Source organism: Scandinavium sp. M-37 (assembly GCF_043558715.1).
Taxonomy (GTDB): Bacteria; Pseudomonadota; Gammaproteobacteria; order Enterobacterales; family Enterobacteriaceae; genus Scandinavium; species Scandinavium vulneris_A.
Genome location: NZ_JBIGIN010000128.1, coordinates 1 through 360, shown reverse-complemented (window position 1 = coordinate 360; position 360 = coordinate 1). Strand labels below are relative to the sequence as shown.

Sequence of the window (360 nt, the reverse complement as noted above, 5' to 3'; positions counted from 1 at the left end):
TGGTGTTTTCCCTGAGTGGGTTCATTGCTGACATTCTGCATAACCCGGATCTGGCCCCGCTGATGCGCACGTTGTCGTTTGCGTTTGTGGTTATCCCGCACGGGCAGCAGTTCCGCGCCCTGATGCAAAAAGAGCTGGAATTCAACAAGATCGGTATGATTGAAACCTCCGCCGTACTGGCGGGGTTCACCTTTACGGTGGTGAGTGCGCATTTCTGGCCGCTGGCAATGACCGCGATCCTCGGTTATCTGGTCAACAGTGCGGTGCGGACCCTGCTGTTTGGCTGGTTTGGGCGCCGGATTTATCGTCCGGGGCTGCATTTCTCGCTGGCCTCTGTTTCCTCTAACCTGCGCTTCGGCG

General features: G+C 57.2%; 1 protein-coding gene. It reads left to right on the top strand.

Features of this window, described 5'->3' with window-relative positions; genetic code table 11:
- A partial coding sequence (locus tag ACG0Z5_RS24025; protein ID WP_394451696.1) for an oligosaccharide flippase family protein occupies positions 1-360 on the top strand: 360 nt, incomplete at both ends.